This window comes from Neorhizobium sp. P1_A6, assembly GCF_056406795.1.
Map to the genome: position 1 here is coordinate 139,827 of NZ_JBFTZM010000006.1, position 15,190 is coordinate 155,016.

At 62.2% G+C, this 15,190-nt stretch carries 15 protein-coding genes; 4 read left to right on the forward strand and 11 right to left on the reverse strand.

Annotated features, from left to right (window positions below; genetic code table 11):
* Positions 1 to 103: 103 nt before the first annotated feature.
* On the reverse strand, positions 104 to 1,021 hold the full coding sequence (locus tag AC1D3C_RS14375) for a LysR family transcriptional regulator (RefSeq protein WP_477483341.1): 918 nt from the start codon (positions 1,019 to 1,021) through the stop codon (positions 104 to 106).
* Between the two features lie 114 nt (positions 1,022 to 1,135).
* On the opposite strand from AC1D3C_RS14375, the gene AC1D3C_RS14380 reads away from it, so the two are divergent.
* Positions 1,136 to 2,311 carry an acyl-CoA dehydrogenase gene (locus tag AC1D3C_RS14380; RefSeq protein ID WP_046600012.1) on the forward strand — a complete coding sequence of 392 codons (1,176 nt, stop codon included), beginning with the start codon at positions 1,136 to 1,138 and terminating at the stop codon, positions 2,309 to 2,311.
* Between the two features lie 96 nt (positions 2,312 to 2,407).
* On the opposite strand, the gene AC1D3C_RS14385 is transcribed toward AC1D3C_RS14380, so the two are convergent.
* Both AC1D3C_RS14385 and AC1D3C_RS14390 read right to left on the reverse strand, forming a co-directional pair.
* Positions 2,408 to 2,902 carry an SRPBCC family protein gene (locus AC1D3C_RS14385; protein ID WP_477483342.1) on the reverse strand — a complete coding sequence of 165 codons (495 nt, stop codon included), beginning with the start codon at positions 2,900 to 2,902 and terminating at the stop codon, positions 2,408 to 2,410.
* A gap of 12 nt (positions 2,903 to 2,914) precedes the next feature.
* The gene (locus tag AC1D3C_RS14390) at positions 2,915 to 3,388 is read right to left on the reverse strand and encodes a VOC family protein (protein ID WP_477483343.1); all 474 of its coding nucleotides are present in this window, start codon (positions 3,386 to 3,388) and stop codon (positions 2,915 to 2,917) included.
* 217 nt (positions 3,389 to 3,605) lie between these two features.
* Here AC1D3C_RS14390 and AC1D3C_RS14395 point away from each other — a divergent pair, with 217 nt between their 5' ends.
* The 3 genes from AC1D3C_RS14395 to AC1D3C_RS14405 all read left to right on the forward strand — a co-directional run bounded on the left by AC1D3C_RS14395 (position 3,606) and on the right by AC1D3C_RS14405 (position 7,012).
* Positions 3,606 to 4,187 (forward strand): cupin domain-containing protein, encoded by a 582-nt coding sequence (locus AC1D3C_RS14395; RefSeq protein WP_247031035.1) that lies wholly within the window; start codon positions 3,606 to 3,608, stop codon positions 4,185 to 4,187.
* 158 nt (positions 4,188 to 4,345) lie between these two features.
* Positions 4,346 to 5,782, forward strand: a complete 1,437-nt coding sequence (locus AC1D3C_RS14400) for an NAD-dependent succinate-semialdehyde dehydrogenase (RefSeq protein ID WP_477483344.1) — start codon at positions 4,346 to 4,348, stop codon at positions 5,780 to 5,782.
* Positions 5,783 to 5,911: 129 nt separating this feature from the next.
* Positions 5,912 to 7,012: a DNA alkylation repair protein gene (locus tag AC1D3C_RS14405; protein WP_477483345.1), complete on the forward strand. Its 1,101-nt coding sequence runs from the start codon at positions 5,912 to 5,914 to the stop codon at positions 7,010 to 7,012.
* Between the two features lie 245 nt (positions 7,013 to 7,257).
* Here the strand turns inward: AC1D3C_RS14405 and AC1D3C_RS14410 are convergent, their stop codons facing one another.
* The 8 genes from AC1D3C_RS14410 to AC1D3C_RS14445 all read right to left on the reverse strand — a co-directional run bounded on the left by AC1D3C_RS14410 (position 7,258) and on the right by AC1D3C_RS14445 (position 15,173).
* Positions 7,258 to 8,280, reverse strand: a complete 1,023-nt coding sequence (locus AC1D3C_RS14410; RefSeq protein WP_477483346.1) for a sulfate/molybdate ABC transporter ATP-binding protein — start codon at positions 8,278 to 8,280, stop codon at positions 7,258 to 7,260.
* Positions 8,277 to 9,164: a sulfate ABC transporter permease subunit CysW gene (gene cysW / locus AC1D3C_RS14415; RefSeq protein ID WP_477483347.1), complete on the reverse strand. Its 888-nt coding sequence runs from the start codon at positions 9,162 to 9,164 to the stop codon at positions 8,277 to 8,279. The genes AC1D3C_RS14410 and cysW overlap by 4 nt, the downstream gene beginning before the upstream one ends.
* Positions 9,165 to 9,166: 2 nt before the next feature.
* On the reverse strand, positions 9,167 to 9,988 hold the full coding sequence (gene cysT, locus AC1D3C_RS14420) for a sulfate ABC transporter permease subunit CysT (RefSeq protein WP_477483348.1): 822 nt from the start codon (positions 9,986 to 9,988) through the stop codon (positions 9,167 to 9,169).
* 80 nt (positions 9,989 to 10,068) lie between these two features.
* A complete protein-coding gene (cysP, locus tag AC1D3C_RS14425; RefSeq protein WP_477483349.1) occupies positions 10,069 to 11,055 on the reverse strand; it encodes a thiosulfate ABC transporter substrate-binding protein CysP in 987 nt (328 codons plus the stop codon).
* Between the two features lie 204 nt (positions 11,056 to 11,259).
* Positions 11,260 to 11,463: a DUF1059 domain-containing protein gene (locus AC1D3C_RS14430; protein WP_038545604.1), complete on the reverse strand. Its 204-nt coding sequence runs from the start codon at positions 11,461 to 11,463 to the stop codon at positions 11,260 to 11,262.
* Between the two features lie 98 nt (positions 11,464 to 11,561).
* Entirely contained in the window at positions 11,562 to 12,455 is an 894-nt protein-coding gene (mmsB, locus tag AC1D3C_RS14435; protein WP_477483350.1) for a 3-hydroxyisobutyrate dehydrogenase, read from the reverse strand.
* A 29-nt stretch (positions 12,456 to 12,484) separates the two neighbouring features.
* Complete coding sequence (locus AC1D3C_RS14440) at positions 12,485 to 13,564, reverse strand: enoyl-CoA hydratase/isomerase family protein (protein WP_477483351.1); 1,080 nt, start codon at positions 13,562 to 13,564, stop codon at positions 12,485 to 12,487.
* 13 nt (positions 13,565 to 13,577) lie between these two features.
* Complete coding sequence (locus AC1D3C_RS14445; protein WP_477483352.1) at positions 13,578 to 15,173, reverse strand: GMC family oxidoreductase; 1,596 nt, start codon at positions 15,171 to 15,173, stop codon at positions 13,578 to 13,580.
* Between the last annotated feature and the right edge of the window lie 17 nt (positions 15,174 to 15,190).

Below are 15,190 nucleotides of genomic sequence, written 5' to 3' on the forward strand. Positions count from 1 at the left end.
CCCTTGTGGGGAGGGTGGCCGGCAGGCGGGAGGGGCCTGAATACGGAGCGATGTCCCCTCCCCAACCCCTCCCCACAAGGGGGCGGGGCTCCACGCATCCGCTCTACCAGCCCACCACTTCTTCCCTGTACCGACCAACTTCCTCGATCAGCCACGCCCGAAACGCCACCACCGGCCGGAAATCCACCTTGCTGAGCGGCGCCACCGCATAATAGGCGCTGGGGCTCGTCACTTGATGCGGGTACGCTTCCACAAGCTGGCCGCTCGCCAGTTCCGAGTCGATCAGGAAAAGCGGCATCAGCGCAACGCCGAGGCCCGCGATACAGGCCTGGGCGACGTTGCCGAACTGCTCGAAGCGCATTCCCTGCGACGACGTGCCGGTGACGCCGAGGCTTTCGAACCAGTGGTTCCAGGCGCCCGGCCGCGAAGCCATGTGCAGCAGCGGCAGGCGCATCAGGTCCTCGGCCTTCTTGATCGGGTGCGAAGCGAGGAAGGCCGGTGATGAGACCGGCGCCACCATTTCATCCATCAGGAAGGTGCATTCCGCCCCCGGCCAGTCCGGCTGCCCTATGTGGATCGCCATGTCGATGCCGTCGCGATCGAAATCGAAGACCCCGATACGGGTGGCGAAATTGAGCGTGATCTCGGGATGTCTCGCAACGAATTGCGGGATGCGCGGCATCAGCCAACGAGTCCCGAAAGTCGGCAGGATTGCCAGGTTCAACTGGTCACTATGCCGTTTTGTCATGACCTGCAGCGAAGCGGAGCGGATCTGCGACAGTGCGTTCGCCACGACCTTGGCGTATTCCGCCCCCGCCGAAGTGAGGCTGACGCCGCGGCTGGTGCGGTCGAAAAGCTGGATCCCCAGCTGCTCCTCCAGGCCGGAAACCTGCCGGCTGATCGCCCCTTGTGTCAGCGAGAGCTCTTCGGCCGCACCGGAGAAACTGCCGAGCCGTGCGACGGAATCGAAAGCGGCGAGCGCCGAGGTTGAGGGAAGCAGTTTTCGCGAGAGGCTGACCATCGCCTATTACTATAGATCATGGCTTGATGAGTAAACGGTGCTTGCTCTCGGGCGCTGTGCTGGCGATAATTCTTTAAACTTCAATTTGCCAGATTTCAAACCGGAGGCAGACCCTTGGCTTTTTCCTGGAACGATCCCTTTCTTCTCGAAGAGCAGCTGACCGACGAGGAGCGGATGATCCGTGACGCGGCTGCCGCCTTCGCCAAGGCCGAACTCCTGCCGCGCGTCCAGGAAGCCTATCTCGACGAGACGACCGACAAGGGCCTGTTCAAGCTGATGGGCCAGACCGGCCTGCTCGGTGTAACCCTGCCGGAAGAATACGGCGCCGCCAATGCCTCCTACGTGGCCTACGGCCTCGTCGCCCGCGAGATCGAACGTATCGACAGCGGCTACCGCTCGATGATGAGCGTGCAGTCCTCGCTGGTCATCTATCCGATCTTCGCCTACGGCTCCGACGAGCAGAAAAAGAAGTATCTGCCCGGCCTCGTCTCCGGCGAATTGATCGGCTGTTTCGGCCTGACCGAGCCGGATGCCGGCTCAGATCCGGGCGGCATGAAGACCCGCGCCGAAAAGATCGAAGGCGGTTACCGCCTGCGCGGTTCGAAGATGTGGATTTCCAACGCGCCGATCGCCGACGTCTTCGTGGTCTGGGCAAAATCGGAAGCCCACAACAACGAGATCCGCGGCTTCGTGCTTGAAAAGGGCATGAAGGGCCTGTCGGCCCCGAAGATCGGCGGCAAGCTGTCGCTGCGCGCCTCGATCACCGGCGAGATCGTCATGGACAGCGTCGAAGTCGGCGAGGATGCGATCCTGCCGAACGTTTCGGGCCTCAAGGGTCCCTTCGGCTGCCTCAACCGCGCCCGCTACGGCATTTCCTGGGGCGTCATGGGTGCGGCGGAAGACTGCTGGTTCCGCGCCCGCCAGTACGGCCTCGACCGCAAACAGTTCGGCAAGCCGCTCGCCGGCATGCAGCTCTACCAGAAGAAGCTCGCCGACATGCAGACCGAAATCACCCTGGGCCTGCAGGCTTCGCTCCGCGTCGGCCAGCTGATGGATCAGCACAAGATGGCGCCTGAAATGATCTCCATCGTCAAGCGCAACAATTGCGGCAAGGCGCTGGATATCGCGAGGCAAGCCCGCGACATGCACGGCGGCAACGGCATCCAGATCGAGTATCACGTCATGCGCCATTCGCAAAACCTGGAGACGGTCAACACTTACGAGGGCACGCACGACGTCCACGCGCTGATCCTGGGCCGCGCCCAGACGGGTATCCAGGCGTTTTTCTAAGAGAGCGTTTCGCCTTTTCGGCAAACCGGCCCGGCCGCTTTCCAGCGCGCCGGGCCTTCTTATTTCCGCGTTTCGGCCAAACCAGCGATCGTGGATTTAGGCGCTCGCGTCCAGGGTGACGAGAAGTTCATCCAGCTGCCCGAACTGTTCGGGCAGCGCGCCTTCCATGCCGGCACAAGACTCGTCGGCCGCTTCCTTGGAAGGATAAAGTTCATGCAGGACCAGCAGCGTCCTGCCGTCCTCCTCCTCCTCGAAGCTGACCGTGGTGACGGAGCCGTTTTCGCTTTCGTCATTGGTCCAGACGAGGCGCGAGGGCGGCGACACTTCGAGATATTTTCCGAAGAAGGTCATGGAGTTTGCGGCGTCATGTCCGAACGTGACGCTATAGCCTCTTCCGGCTTGGACATCCATCTCGCAGGCAAGAAGCGGGACGCCGCTGGACTTGGGCGCCCACCACAGCTTGAACAATTCGGGCTTGGTCCATGCATCGAATACGAGGCGAACCGGGGCGTCGAAGCTGCGCGTCACGACGAGTTCGCGCTCGGACCGCCGTTCGACCGCCGTGCGGCCATTGCTCACTTTGTTGTCCATTGGTTGTCTCCCTTAGCCACGCCGGGCGGCTTCGATTGCCGCAACGTCGATCTTCTTCATGGTCATCATCGCCTCGAAGGCACGTTTCGCCTCGCCGCCGCCGACAGCAAGGGCTTCGATGAGGACCCGTGGCGTGATCTGCCAGGAGACGCCCCATTTATCCTTGCACCAGCCGCATTCGCTTTCCTGACCGCCATTACCGACGATGGCGTTCCAGTAGCGATCGGTCTCTTCCTGGTCTGCGGTCGAGATTTGGAAGGAAAACGCTTCGTTGTGCTTGAAGATCGGGCCGCCGTTCAGGCCGATACATGCCACTCCGGCAACGGTGAATTCTACCACCAGCACATCCCCCTGCTTACCGTCCGGGTAATCGCCGGGCGCGCGGGTTACGGCGCCGACCTTGCTGTCCGGAAAAGTCTCGGCATAGAAGCGGGCAGCCTCCTCGGCGTCCTTGTCAAACCATAAGCAGATCGTGTTCTTCGCCATTGCATTTCTCCCTTTCAATCCTGGTTAAGCGGCCGTCGATGGCGACCATAACTCAAAGACGTACGTGCTTTCGGTAATCCGACATCCAGCCGAAAAAAGTTACATCCCTCACCAACCGCGCCGTTTTTCGTCATTGGAGAAATTCCCGCCTTCGGTGTATCAGTGAAACGCTGCCGTGATCGGCGGCGAGGAAATGAAACAAAGGTCGTTTTGAAGAATGCACGCCATGGAAAATGCGGCGGAAGGGGCCGGTGGCGGTTTCAATGTCGGCGAGCGTCTTTGTCTGGTGCGCAAGCAGCACGGCCTGTCGCAGCGGGCGCTGGCGGTCAAGGCGGGCGTCACCCATTCCCTGGTTTCGCTGATCGAGAAGAACAAGGTCAGCCCTTCGGTCGCCTCGCTGAAGAAGATTCTCGAAGCAATCAACTATCCGCTGACCGACTTTTTCGCGCTGACGCTGCCGCCGGTCGACCAGGTGTTCTACCGTGCCGAGGAACTGACGCCGCTCTCGACCGGCGCCTTGACGCTGCTGCAGGTCGGCGACGCCAAATCCCACAGCGTACAGATTTTCCACGAGTTCTACGAGCCCGGCGCCGATACCGGCGAGACCATGCTGCAGCATGATGCCGAAGAAGGCGGAGTGGTTGTCGCCGGAGAACTGGAACTGACCGTCGGCAGCCAGACGCGCATCCTCAAAAAGGGCGACGCCTTCCTCTTCGACAGCCGCCAGCCGCACCGATATCGTAACGTCGGAACCGAGCGCTGCGAGGTGGTAAGTGCCTGCACGCCGCCCTATCTTTAAGAAGAGCGAAGCCCGAATTTCACTCAGCACCTTTTGGACATTGCCAATGAACGTTGATTGTTCCTGTCAATTATTTTAGGTCAGAACCCGATATTCCCGCACCCTCTCCCAACGCCGTTAAAAACGGCGTATCCAGCCTTGAAATGAAAGTGGACACCATGCACAGCTATCCCGACGTCAAGCTTTTCATCAACGGCGAATGGCGCGATGCCATCGGCGGCGAAACCATCGACGTTTCCGATCCCGCGACGGAAGAAGTGATCGGGAAAATAGCCCATGCCCGCAAGGCGGACCTGGACCTGGCGCTGGAAGCCGCCGATAAGGGTTTCAGGATCTGGCGCGATACCTCGCCCTTCGACCGCTCGAAGCTGATGCGCAAGGCTGCCGACCTGCTGCGCCAGCGCGTCGATCAGATCGCCTATTACATGACCCGCGAACAGGGCAAGCCGCTCGCCCAGTCGAAAATGGAAGTCATGGGCGCCGCCGACACGATCGACTGGTTCGCCGAAGAAGCCCGCCGCACCTATGGCCAGATCATCCCGGCCCGCATGAGCGGCGTCTCGCAGATGGCGATCAAGCTGCCGGTCGGCCCTGTCGCCGCCTTCACGCCCTGGAATTTCCCGCTCAACCAGGTGGTCCGCAAGCTCTCCGCAGCTCTTGCGACCGGTTGCTCGATCATCGTCAAGACGCCTGAAGAAACGCCCGCTTCGCCGGCCGAACTGATCCGCGCCTTCATCGATGCCGGCGTGCCCGCCGGCGTCGTCAACCTCGTCTACGGCATTCCGGCCGAGATTTCCGAATACCTGATCCCGCATCCGGTCATCCGCAAGATCTCGTTCACCGGCTCCACCCCGATCGGCAAGCATCTGGCCGCCCTTGCCGGCAAGCACATGAAGCGCGCCACGATGGAACTCGGTGGCCATGCGCCGGTGATGATCTTCGACGATGCCGATCTCGAAAAGGCGATCGAAGTCACCGCCATGTCGAAATTCCGCAATGCCGGCCAGGTCTGCGTCGCCCCGACCCGCTTCCTCGTGCAGGACGGCATCGCCGACAAGTTCACCGCCGGTTTCGTCAAGGCGGCACAGGCGCTCAAGGTCGGCAACGGCCTGGATGATGGCGTCACCATGGGTCCGCTCGCCAACGAGCGCCGCATCCCGGCCATGGAAGCTTTGATCCAGGACGCCATCACCCACGGCGGCGAGTTGAAGACCGGCGGCCACCGCATCGGCAACAAGGGCCACTTCTTTGAGCCGACGGTGCTCTCCGAAGTGCCGACCTCGGCGAAGATCATGAACGACGAGCCCTTCGGCCCGATCGCGATCATCAACCGCTTCTCGCATTACGACGACGCGATTGCGGAAGCCAACCGGCTGCCCTTCGGCCTCGCCTCCTACGCCTTCACCGGCTCAGTGAAGACCGCCCACGCACTCAGCCGCCAGGTGGAAGCCGGCATGCTGACCATCAACCACAACGGCCTTGCCCTGCCGGAAGTACCGTTCGGCGGCATCAAGGACAGTGGCTACGGCACGGAAGGCGGCTCGGAAGCCACCGAAGCCTATCTCGAAACCCGCTTCGTCAGCCAGATGAGCTGATCTGAAGTTTTTCAAACCGAACTCTCGACGCCGGTCGGTGCCCCTGCACCGGCCGGCGTTTTCTTTTGCCCTTGCCCGCGTCATTCGAGTCAAATACCAAAACAAACAGTGAACACCGGATGAGGCGCCATGGCCGAGACTGAAGCAGCACCGCTCCTGAAGGAAATCTTCAACCGCGATCGCCTCCGGCATTTTGCGGCGGAGACCCAGGCCATCCATCCCGGCTTCGATGGGGAGCGCTTTCTGACGCTGACTTCCGCCGGTCTCGACGGTCTCAGCATCATGCAGCGCCTGCGTCAGATCGCCATCGCCTACCATGCGGTCCTGCCAGGCGGGTTCGAAAAGAATATCGACATCCTGCGGGCACTGGCACCCCGCATCAACCACGGCTTCGCCTCAATCGTGCTGCCGGAATATGTGGCGCTCCACGGCCATGACCATTTCGACCTGTCGATGGATGCGCTCGCCTTCTTCACCCGCTTCGGCTCGTCGGAATTCGCCGTCCGGCATTTCCTCCTGAAGGACCTCGCCCGGACGCTGAAAGTGATGGAGCGCTGGTCGCGGGACGACAACGAGCATGTGCGCCGGCTTTCGAGCGAAGGCTGCCGCCCGCGCCTGCCCTGGTCGTTCCAGCTGAAAGAACTGATTGCCGACCCCTCGCCTGTCGCGCTGCTCCTCGAAAACCTCAGGAGCGACCCGAGCCTTTACGTGCGCAAATCCGTCGCCAACCACCTGAACGACATCACCAAGGACCATCCTGCCTGGGTGTTCGACAGGATCGCCGACTGGCCGAAGGATGACCCGCGCACGGCCTGGATCATCAAGCAGGCGCTGCGCACGCTGATCAAGAAGGGCGATGCCAGGGCGCTCCACGTCTTCGGCGCCGGTCACAAGGCAGAGGTGAAGATCGAGAGTTTCGCGGTGACACCATCGTCGCTGAAACTCGGTAGCGCGGTGACGATATCGGCCAGGGTGGTGTCGACCGCGTCGGCGCCGCAGAAGCTCGTCATCGATTATGCGGTCCACTACGTGAAGAAGGCAGGCGGCACCTCAAAGAAGGTCTTCAAGTGGAAGGAGATCACGCTGGGTGCCGGCGAGAGCTGTGAACTCACGATCAGCCGCGCCATCCGCGACTTCACCACACGCGTCCATTATGCCGGCCGGCATCCGGTCGAGCTGGTGGTCAACGGCGAGGTGCTGGCCGAGGATGCGTTCGAGCTTCTGGCTTAAGCTTTTTCGGCCAGGTTGGCGGGTGCGGCCCCCTCACCCCGCCTCCGCTTCGCTCGGTGGACCTCTCCCCGAGGGGAGAGGATGAACGGGGGCGTCAGCGCCTTTTCCCTCTTCGATAGAGAGAGAGCCAGAGACAGTGCCTCATAACCTCTTCTCCCCAGCGGGGAGAAGGTGGCCCGAAGGGTCGGATGAGGGGGTGGCGCAGACGTATGTCGCCAAAATCTACTGCTTGTCGAAAAAACCCATCAACCCAGCGCAAACACCTTCGCCCTGCGCAAAGTCACAAAACCACCCTCGCCCGCCTTGACTGCCCGCTCCGGCTCGACGTCGAATTCCAGCTGATCGCCGGTCTCCGTGGTCGCCAGCACCCGCCGCCCGTCCGGGCGGTCGAGCACGCGGGTGATGCTGGCCGGAATGCCCGGCCCCTTTTCGGACCAATCGAGATCGGCGGGGCGGGCGTAGAGTTCCGCCTTGCCGTCCGCCATGCCGGAAACGTCGAGCGCAGCACCGCTGGCATAGGCCCTGCCGTCGCGGACATCTGCGGCGAGTACGTTGGCATCGCCGAGGAACTTCATCACAAAGGCGGATTGCGGATTGCGGCAGACTTCTTCCGCCGTGCCCTGCTGGATGATGTGGCCGTCTTTCAGGATGACGACGCGATCTGCGAGATCCAGCGCCTCCTCCTGGTCGTGGGTGACGAAGATCGTGGTGATGCCGAGCTCGCGGTGGATCTCGCGCAGCCAGCGGCGCAGGTCATGGCGCACATTGGCGTCGAGAGCGCCGAACGGCTCGTCGAGCAGCAGCACCTTGGGATCGACCGACAGCGCCCGGGCCAGTGCCACGCGCTGCCGCTGGCCGCCGGAAATCTGCGCCGGGAACCGGTCGCCGAGGCCTTCCAGGCGCACCAATCTCAGCAATTCAACGACACGCGCCTCGATCGCCGCCTTCTCGCGCTTTACTTTCGAGACCTTCATGCCGAAGGCAATGTTTTCCGCCACCGTCATATGCGGAAAAAGCGCGTAATGCTGGAACACGAAACCGACCCCGCGGTCGCGCACCGGGATATCGGTGGCGTCCTGTTCTCCGAAATAGATGTGGCCGCCATCGGCATATTCGAGGCCGGCGACCATGCGCAGGATGGTCGTCTTGCCGGAACCGGACGGGCCAAGCAGTGCGACGAGTTCGCCGCTTTCGATCGTGAGTGAGACATCCCGCACGGCGCGAAAGGTCTCGAAGGTTTTGACGACGTTTTCGAGGCGGATTTTCATTGGGTTTTCTCCGCGGGATTGGCGACCAGAGCTGGGCGACGGACGCGGCCGGCTCCCTGGCGCTCCAGCGCCACCTTGGCGATGATGGTGAAGACGGCGATGAGCGCCAGGATGGAGGCCGCGGCAAAGGCGCCGGCCGCCTGGTAGTCGTGATAGAGCAGCTCGATATGCAGCGGCAGCGTATTGGTCTGACCACGGATATTGCCCGAGACGACCGAGACCGCGCCGAACTCGCCCATGACGCGGGCGTTGCAGAGCACGACGCCGTAAAGCAGCGCCCATTTGATGTTCGGCAGCGTCACCGAGAAGAAGGTCCGCCAGCCGGACGCGCCGAGCGAGGTGGCGGCTTCCTCAAGATCGCGGCCCTGCGCCTGCATCAGCGGGATCAGCTCGCGGGCGACGAAGGGTGCGGTGACGAACATCGAGGCGAGGATGATGCCGGGGATCGCAAACAGGATCTTGATCCCGTATTCGTCCAGCGTCGGACCGAAGACGCCCTGCAGGCCGTAGACGAAGAGATAGGCGACACCCGCAACGATCGGTGAGACCGAAAACGGGATCTCGATGACGACCAGCAGGAAACGCCTGCCCCGAAAATCGAACTTGGTGATCGACCACGCCGCCGCAACGCCGAAGACGGTGTTGACCGGCACGGCAACGATTGCCGCAAACACCGTGAGCCCGATCGCATGCAGCGTATCAGGATGAATGATCGTGTCGCGATAGACAGCCCACCCCTTTGAAAAGGCCTCGACGCCGATGACAACAAGCGGCGCGACGACCAGGAGGGCGACGATCGCCAGAACGATGCCGATCAGCAACCGGCGGAAGAGCGGCTGGTCGCCGACGCGCGGCGGCTTTCTGCCTATACGGGTCGCGCCCATGGTCACCCCCTCACCGTGTAGCGAAGCGCCCGCGACTGCATCCAGTTGGTGAGCGCGAGCAAGACGAAGGCCGCAATCAGCAGCACCGAGGCGATGGCGGCGGCGGCCTGGTAATCGTATTCCTCCAGCCGGATGAAAACGAGAAGTGCGGTGATCTCCGTCGACATCGGCTGGTTGCCGGCGATGAAGATGATCGCACCAAACTCACCGAGCGAGCGGGCGAAGGACAGCGACACGCCGGCGAGCAGCGCCGGGGTCAGAAGCGGCAGGATGACCTTGCGGAAAATCTCCCAATCCGAGCCGCCAAGCGACTGCGCCGCCTCTTCCAGCGCCGGATCGAGATCTTCCAGCACCGGCTGCACGGTGCGCACGATGAACGGCAGCGAGGTGAAGCACATCGCGATCATGATGCCGAGCGGCGTATAGGCGACCTTGATGCCGAGGTCGGCAAGGATGGAACCGAACCAGCCATTGGTGGTGAAAAGTGCCGTCAGGGCAATGCCGGCCACCGCCGTCGGCAGCGCGAAGGGCAGATCGACCATGGCATCGACGATCCGCCAGCCCGGGAACCGATAACGCGTCAGCACCCAGGCAAGCGCCAAGCCGAAGAACAGGTTGAAGACGGTGGCGCCGAGCGCCGAGAGCACGGTGACGCGGTAACTTGCGAGCGCCCGCGACGAGGAGACGATCCGCCAGTAATCCTCCGGGCCGAGGCTCGCGGCCTTGAAGACCAGCGCTGCCAGGGGCAGGACCACGATCAGCCCGACATAAAACAGCGTCACCCCCAGCGACAGGCGTAACCCGGGCAGGACATTGCGTCTCAAGCGGTCGTTTCCTCTTTGCACGGCAAAGCCCGGCGAACCTTCGTTCGCCGGGCGAGGCTTGGTTGAAGTCCAGTCTGCGCTTAGCGGCTGCCRTACAGCTTGTCGAGAGTGCCGCCGGAGGCGAAGTGATCCTTCTGGATCTTGTCCCAGCCGCCGAAGACGTCATCGACCTTGACGAGGCGTATCGCCGGGAACTGGTCCTTGAATTCGCCAGCGACCTTTTCGTTCTGGACGCGATGGCCGAACTGGGCAGCGATCCGCTGGCCTTCTTCCGTGTAGAGGAAGTCGAGATAAGATTTCGCGAGGGCTTCCGTGCCGTGCTTCTTGGCAACCTTGTCGACGACCGCAACCGGGAATTCGGCGAGAAGGCTGACCGACGGGATGATGCCCTGGACTTTGTCGGCGCCGTACTGCTTGACGATGCCGCGGGTCTCGGCCTCGAAGGTGATCAGCACGTCGCCGGTTTCGCGCTCGACGAAGGTGGTGGTGGAGGCGCGGCCACCGGTATCGAAGACCGGCACGTTGTCGAAGATCTTGGTGATATAGGCATCGATCTTCTCTTCGTCGCCCTTATAGGCTTCCTTGGCCCAGGCGTAGGCAGCGAGATAGGTGTAGCGGGCGTTGCCCGAGGTCTTCGGGTTCGGGAAAACGGCGTGCACGTCGGCGCGAGCCAGATCGCCCCAATCCTTGATGTTCTTCGGATTGCCGGCGCGCACCAGGAACGATGGGAAGGAATAGAAGGGCGAGGCGTTGTTCGGAAATGCCTTGGTCCAGTCCTTGGCAACGAAACCTTGTTTGGCGAGGAAATCGATGTCGGTCGACTGGTTGAAGGTCACGACGTCGGCTTCAAGGCCTTCGGCGATCGAACGGGCCTGCTTCGAGGTGCCGGCATGCGACTGGTCGATGGCGACGCCCGGATGGCTCTTGATGAAGGCCTCGTTCTCGGCGACGAACAGCTCGCGCGAAACGTCGTAAGAGGCGTTGAGCAGCTTCGTCGGAGACTGGGCCAGCGCGGGGGTGACAAAAAGCGCGGCAAATGCGGTGCCGAGGATCAGGAGGCGGTTCATGCAAGTCTCCGGTGTTGGATTGTGCCGGTGAAACTACCGGTACGCCCAGCAAACGGCGAGGAACCGCGGACTTTCCTTTGTTCCGGGGTTAGAAATTTTGTCCATTATTCGCCATAAACGGCGGAGCTTTTCGCGCGTCATCCAGGCCGGTGCTGCTCCATTGGAAGAGGCAGCACCGGGAATGTTGGCGAAGGCCCTGTCGCGTCAAGCGACGACGCGCGGGACATCCATCTCGTGGATGGCCTTCCTGATCTCCGTGCGGAATTCAGGAGTGTCGTGGTGACCATGCACGGAAATGGCATGCTGCACGGCTGCATTGACGAGTTCATCCGCGTTGTCCGCCGAGATCGCAACGGTGCATTTCATCTCGCTCGGAAATTCGCGGCAATCGATGTATTGGCGTCCCATGTCTGCCTCCATCACAAGCCCTGAACCGATTGGCCAGAGGACGGGAATCTACTCTCTTTGCGCAGAGGAAACAAACATCGCCGGACTGATCAATCGGCCTAGCTCGTCCCGCCCGCCTTACCCCGCAGCATCTGGATGATGGCGGAAAAATCGTCCGCGCCGTGCCCGGTCCGCTCAAACTCGGCATAAAGCTCGGCCGCGTGGGCGCCAAGCGGCGTGGCGGCGCCAGACTGTCTTGCGGCCTCCTGCGACAGCGTCAGGTCCTTCAGCATCAGCGCTGCCGCAAAACCCGGCCTGTAGTCGTTATTCGCCGGCGAGGCGGGCACCGGACCCGGCACCGGGCAATAGGTGGTGAGCGACCAGCATTGGCCAGACGAGGTGGAGGCGACGTCGAACAGCGCCTGATGCGAAAGGCCGAGCTTTTCCGCCAGACCAAATGCCTCACAGACGCCGATCATCGAGATGCCCAAGATCATGTTGTTGCAGATCTTGGCCGCCTGGCCGGCGCCGGCGTCGCCGCAATGGACGATCTTCTTTCCCATCGCCTCGAGGATCGGCTTGCCCAGGGCGAACGCCTTTTCCGAACCGCCGACCATGAAGGTCAGCGTGCCAGCCGCCGCCCCGCCGGTGCCGCCGGAGACGGGTGCATCGAGCGAGATGCAGTTCATCACATCCGCCAGTTCATGTGCCTTGCGGGCGCTCTCCACGTCGATGGTCGAGCAGTCGATGACGAGAGTGCCCTCGGGGATGAGCGTGGTGAGATCGGTCCACACGGCCGTGACATGCTGCCCTTTCGGCAGCATGGTGATGACGCATTCCGCATCGCGCACCGCCTCCGCCAGCGCACCGGCAGCCTTCACGCCCGTCTCGACGGCCGCCTTCACCGACGCTTCCGACAGGTCGAAGCCGCGTACCTCATGGCCGGCTTTCACGAGATTGGCGGCCATCGGCCCGCCCATATTGCCAAGGCCCACGAAAGCGATCTTGGTCATGTCTTCCTCCCCTCGTCGTCGTTGTTGTTTTAAAGCCTGTGATCCGGAAACAGCACCGGATGCCGCGCAGCGAAATAGCGATCGAGATCAGTGTCCGCGACCTCCTCTAGCGTCGCCGGAGACCATTTCGGATTGCGGTCCTTGTCGATGATCGCGGCGCGCACGCCCTCGTAAAAATCGTGGTTGCGCAGGATTTCGGCGCCGGCGGTGAATTCCCCCTCCAGGCATTCGACGAGGCTCGAACTTTCGCGGCCGCGCCTGATGAGCCGAAGCGCGAGCTTGAGGCTGGTCGGCGATCGCTTGGCGATGATGTCGCGCGTCCTGATGGAGAATTCATCATCCTCCCTATTCAAGGCTTCCACAACCTCCTCGACCGTGTCGAAGCGGAAAACCCGGTCTATCAGGTCGCGATAGGCTTCGAGCGGGCTTTCGCCCGGCACGACGGCAAAGCGATCGATCACAGCCCTCACCTGCTCGTCGGATGCCCCGCCCTTCAGTTCTCCCAACGCCTCGACAAGCGGGGCAAGCCTCTCCGAGGGCACGTTCACATCGGCAAGATTGGTATAGATGGCGTCCGCCGCGCCGATCACCTCGCCCGTCAGCGCCATCCAGGTGCCCGTCTCCCCGGGCGCGCGGGGAAGCAGCCAGGTGGCGCCGACATCCGGCACGTAGCCGATGCCGGTTTCCGGCATCGCGAGACGGGTGCGTTCCGTGACGATCCGGTGTTTCCCATGCGACGCGATCCCCACGCCGCCGCCCATGACGATGCCGTCCATCAGCACCACATACGGTTTTTCGTAACGGGAGATCATGTAGTTAAGGGGAAACTCCTCGCGCCAGAACCGCGTGACCTCCGGATCGTCCGATTTGCCGCTCTCGTAGATGACACGGATGTCACCGCCAGCGCAGAGGCCACGCTCCCCCTCGCCCTTGACGACGACGCAGGAGATTTCCGGATTGCCGGCAAATTCCTCCAGCGCGGCCTTCATCGCTCGCACCATGGCGGAGTTCAAACTATTCAGCGCCTTCGGTCGGTTAAGCAGAATGACGGCGGCCGAACCGATGCGGTCGATGAGGACTTCGTCGCTCTGGATGGAGGTATCGGGCATGCGTTTCTCCGGTCTACCGATTGTCCGCCAGGATCATCTCCGCCGCCTTTTCGGCGATCATGATCGTCGGCGAATTGGTGTTGCCGGAGACTATATTAGGCATGATCGAGGCATCGGCGATACGCAGCCTTCCGACTGCGCGCATTTTCAGGCGGGGATCGACGACGCTGTCCGGATCGGATCCCATCCGCGCGGTGCCGACCGGATGGAAGATCGTCGTGCCGATGTCGCCGGCTGCCTTTTCGAGGTCCGCATCGGTCTCGTAGGACGGACCCGGTTTGTACTCCTCCGGATGATAGCGCGCAAACGCAGGCTTTTTAACGATCTCGCGGGTGATCCGGATCGATTTGACGGCGACGTCCCGATCGGCCGCGGTCGACAGGTAGTTCGGATGGATACCCGGCGCTGCCGCAAAGTCCGGGCTTTTGAGATGCACCGAGCCGCGGCTTTCGGGACGAAGATTGCACACACTGGCAGTCATCGCCGGGAAGGAATGGACCGGTTCGCCGAACTTGTCGAGCGACACCGGCTGGACGTGATATTCGAGATCCGGCGTCTCCTTGTCGGGACCGGATTTGGTGAAGATGCCGAGCTGGCTCGGCGCCATCGACATCGGCCCGGAGCGCCGGAAGGCGTATTCCAGCCCGATCGACGCCTTGCCGATCAGGCTCGAGGCCTTTTCGTTGAGGGTCGGAACGCCGGTCACCTTGTAGACGAGGCGGAGCTGCAGGTGGTCCTGCAGGTTCTCCCCGACAGCCTTGACCTCCTTGACCATCTCGACACCCGCGTCTTGCAAGACATCGCCGCGGCCGATGCCGGAGAGTTCGAGGATATGCGGCGTACCGATCGCGCCGGCGCTGAGCACGGTTTCGCGTTTCGCATAGGCCTTCTTCGCCACCCCATCGTGCTGGAATTCTACGCCCTTCACCTCGCCGTTTTCGATGATCAGCTTTCGAACATGCGCCTTGGTGAGCACCGTGAGGTTCGGCCGTTTCATCGCCGGGCGCAGGAATGCCTTCGAGGTGTTCCAGCGGATGCCGGAGCGCTGGTTGACGTCGAAATAACTTGAGCCTTCGTTGTTGCCGCGATTGAAATCGTCGACGATCGGAATACCGGACTCTTCGGCCGCCTTCTGGAAGCTGTCGAGCACCGCCCAGCGAAGACGCTGCTTTTCGATGCGCCATTCGCCGCCGGCGCCGTGCATGTCGTCGGCACCCTTGTAGAAATCCTGAGATTTCCTGAAGATCGGCAGGATGTCGTCCCAGCCCCAGCCGGTGCAGCCCATCTGCCGCCACATGTCGTAGTCGTAAGCCTGTCCGCGCATGTAGATCATGCCGTTGATCGACGAGCAGCCGCCGAGGATTTTTCCGCGCGGGTAGGAGAGCGATCGGCCGTTCAGCCCCTCTTCCTTCTCGGTCGTGAAACACCAGTCGGTGCGCGGATTGTTGATGCAGTAGAGGTAACCGACCGGAATATGCACCCAGTGATAGTTATCGTTGCCGCCCGCTTCGAGGATCAGTACACGGTTGCCGGGATCCTTCGATAGCCGATTGGCGAGGACGCAGCCGGCGCTGCCCGCCCCGATGACAATGTAGTCGTAATTTTCCATACTTCATGCTCCAGGGA

Excerpts from the sequence above, each read along its gene's own strand:
- AC1D3C_RS14375 (WP_477483341.1), bottom strand. The coding sequence starts at position 1,021 with ATGGTCAGCCTCTCGCGAAAACTGCTTCCCTCAACCTCGGCGCTCGCC.
- AC1D3C_RS14385 (WP_477483342.1), bottom strand. The coding sequence starts at position 2,902 with ATGGACAACAAAGTGAGCAATGGCCGCACGGCGGTCGAACGGCGGTCC.
- AC1D3C_RS14390 (WP_477483343.1), bottom strand. The coding sequence starts at position 3,388 with ATGGCGAAGAACACGATCTGCTTATGGTTTGACAAGGACGCCGAGGAG.
- AC1D3C_RS14395 (WP_247031035.1), top strand. The coding sequence starts at position 3,606 with ATGCACGCCATGGAAAATGCGGCGGAAGGGGCCGGTGGCGGTTTCAAT.
- AC1D3C_RS14400 (WP_477483344.1), top strand. The coding sequence starts at position 4,346 with ATGCACAGCTATCCCGACGTCAAGCTTTTCATCAACGGCGAATGGCGC.
- AC1D3C_RS14405 (WP_477483345.1), top strand. The coding sequence starts at position 5,912 with ATGGCCGAGACTGAAGCAGCACCGCTCCTGAAGGAAATCTTCAACCGC.
- AC1D3C_RS14410 (WP_477483346.1), bottom strand. The coding sequence starts at position 8,280 with ATGAAAATCCGCCTCGAAAACGTCGTCAAAACCTTCGAGACCTTTCGC.
- cysW (WP_477483347.1), bottom strand. The coding sequence starts at position 9,164 with ATGGGCGCGACCCGTATAGGCAGAAAGCCGCCGCGCGTCGGCGACCAG.
- AC1D3C_RS14430 (WP_038545604.1), bottom strand. The coding sequence starts at position 11,463 with ATGGGACGCCAATACATCGATTGCCGCGAATTTCCGAGCGAGATGAAA.
- mmsB (WP_477483350.1), bottom strand. The coding sequence starts at position 12,455 with ATGACCAAGATCGCTTTCGTGGGCCTTGGCAATATGGGCGGGCCGATG.
- AC1D3C_RS14440 (WP_477483351.1), bottom strand. The coding sequence starts at position 13,564 with ATGCCCGATACCTCCATCCAGAGCGACGAAGTCCTCATCGACCGCATC.
- AC1D3C_RS14445 (WP_477483352.1), bottom strand. The coding sequence starts at position 15,173 with ATGGAAAATTACGACTACATTGTCATCGGGGCGGGCAGCGCCGGCTGC.